General features: G+C 60.9%; 2 protein-coding genes and 1 pseudogene. 1 reads left to right on the forward strand and 2 read right to left on the reverse strand.

All coding sequences use genetic code 11. The annotated features are described in order from the left end of the window. Positions 1–122: 122 nt before the first annotated feature. Together RN01_RS33210 and RN01_RS21310 are read right to left on the reverse strand one after the other, a co-directional pair. On the reverse strand, positions 123–500 hold the full coding sequence (locus tag RN01_RS33210; RefSeq protein WP_011229357.1) for a transposase: 378 nt from the start codon (positions 498–500) through the stop codon (positions 123–125). Between the two features lie 80 nt (positions 501–580). Next, a pseudogene (locus tag RN01_RS21310) lies at positions 581–1,640 on the reverse strand (tyrosine-type recombinase/integrase); the annotation flags it as partial. Positions 1,641–1,916: 276 nt separating this feature from the next. Here RN01_RS21310 and RN01_RS34695 point away from each other — a divergent pair. Further along, the gene (locus tag RN01_RS34695) at positions 1,917–2,243 is read left to right on the forward strand and encodes a four-helix bundle copper-binding protein (RefSeq protein ID WP_080672870.1); all 327 of its coding nucleotides are present in this window, start codon (positions 1,917–1,919) and stop codon (positions 2,241–2,243) included. Positions 2,244–2,348: the final 105 nt, after the last annotated feature.

Consider the following 2,348-nt stretch of genomic DNA (forward strand, 5'->3'; position numbering starts at 1 on the left):
GAAGAGATAAGCATGATGCGGTCGGGCGGCTCCGAATACCTTCACCACCCGAGCCAAGACCGTATCTGTTCCCGCTCGCATGTCCAGCGGCTCGGTAGCTAGCCAGATTGCCTCGATGCGGATCAACGCAACCACCCCTGAAGCCATTCGCCACACTCTGCTGCGGCCGATCCTGGCCAACGAATACTGATCGTCGCAGCACCGCGTCGCACTTCGATCTGTATATCCGGTATCGCAGGCGTCGGCGTGGGATCGCCGATCTGCAACGGGATGAACTCGGCTTGGGGTACTGTCATCAATGCACGGGCTTCGCCCGCGCTATCCAACGCTTGGTGTTCAGCGACCCAGCGTCGCAGCAGATTCGCGTTCACGCGATGGTGCAGCGCTACCGCCGCAATCGAAACACCCCGATGCAGGCAGTCCTGGACGGCTTTAGCCTTGAACTCGGCGCTGTGCCGACGTCGGCGTCGCGCTGGTGCGCTCTCTTCGATAGTGTTCACGTGTCCACCAAGAATTTAGATGGACACGATGCTCCTTGCTCTCCTGCTTCCCTTCAAGACGGGTTCACCGGGCGCTTACGTTCGACACCCTTCGCCAGTGCGTGCGTCGCGTGGCTGTGGCGCATCCACTGTCGTATCGCCCGTCGGAGCTTCTCTGCCAACGCTGGATGATCGCCTTCAATCGTGTTCGCTGCGAGCCTGAAGAATCGGTGCATGACTTCCCACAGGCGCAGGGGCGTGATACCGGTTTCGCCACCATCCAGGCTACCGACTATGGGCTTAGGTGGGTTCCAGCGAGCGAGGCTGACAGGGAGCCCGCGCTCCAGCAGGTGGCGTTCCAGCGCCGTCCGCGCCAAGGGCGTCAATGTAACCCTAGCGGGCTTGCCACCTTTGCCGACCAGGTGCAGCCAGTGATCGCCCGCGGCGTCGACGTCGAGATGACGCAACGCGGCATTGGCCAATTCGCTGATCCGCAGTCCCGTCGCGTATCCGAAATCCAGCAGGAAGCGAAGCCGCTGTGCGGCCGCGGCTTGCCAGCCGTACGACCACTCGAGGCCGTTGGCGATGGTGCGCACCAGCAGCCATCTCCATCGGTGAAGGCGTGGGTGATTTCCACGGCCATGGCACGCTGGTTACTGCGCACCTTGATGCCCGCCAAGGGGTTGGCCAGTACATAGCGCTGTTCCACCAACCAGCGGAACAGCGCGCTGAGCACGGTCAGCGCATGGGCGACCGAGCGCGCCGAGAGGTTGTCGACAAACGGGCGCCAGTCCGGCGACGTGTGTGGCCGCGGGGGTCCAACCCAGCACTCGCGCGGCGTGGGTCTGTGCAAAAATGTCCGATAGTCGTTGCATCCTTGGTCGTCAAGGATGAAAGGGCCTTCCCTCGCGCGACGATGGCCCACAGGATCAGCCGTTCGGCTTCCTTGCGATAGGCGCGCTGCGTGGCCGGGGATTTGTGCAGGGCCAGCCAGGCCTGGATGTCCTCGTAATCGTTGTCCATGCCCAGGATGTAGGTCGACAGCGGAGCGCGGAAGGCGCCGGCGGAGCCGTCGACCTCGTGTGGCAGCCGCAGGTGTTCCCACGGTGTCACGATGGCCCGTCGGTCAGCGACGATCAAGGCGCGGGCACGCTCGGTAAGCGCGTGCTTTAGATCACCATCGATATATGGGAGCGCAGCATGCGCGCAGCGGGTAATCGGGCCGACTGATTGTGCATTTCAATTTGAGGCCATTTGCTATGCGGTGCCCCACTGCGACAACAGGTTCCGCATGCTCGTCGCACTCGGCAGCAGCCGATCCCACCACGAGGGCGATGTTGGCGGGTCCCCATACGAGCAAGTCTGGCGCGCGAATTGCTGTTGTTGGAATGGCGTATTTCCAATACGCCGATCAAACTATTCCGAAGGAGATTTGTCATGCCACATGAGGACCTCAGAGCGTGTATTGATGCCTGTCACGCGTGCGCAGTCGCCTGCAATCATTGTGCAGCTTCCTGCCTGCGAGAACGGAACGTCGATGAAATGCGGAAGTGTATAGAGCTCGATATAGACTGTGCACAAATTTGTGCGTTTGCTGCTGCTGCTATGTCTCGCGCAAGCGAACACTCAAAGGAGATTTGCCAGCTATGCGCTCGAATTTGCGAAGAATGCGGTGCTGAATGCGCCAAGCACGCAGCGCAACATTGTCTGGACTGTGCGAAGGCCTGCGAGCGATGCTCGCAAGCGTGCAACAGTATGCAATAACTGACGCCGCAAGGCACCGAGCACCTTTTGTCGGCGCGCCGCGGCAATGTACGGGGATTCTCGCGTCGCGTCCAATGTAACTCACACCAAAACATGTAGAACTTT

Source organism: Cupriavidus sp. SHE (genome assembly GCF_000812445.1).
Classification (GTDB): Bacteria; Pseudomonadota; Gammaproteobacteria; order Burkholderiales; family Burkholderiaceae; genus Cupriavidus; species Cupriavidus metallidurans.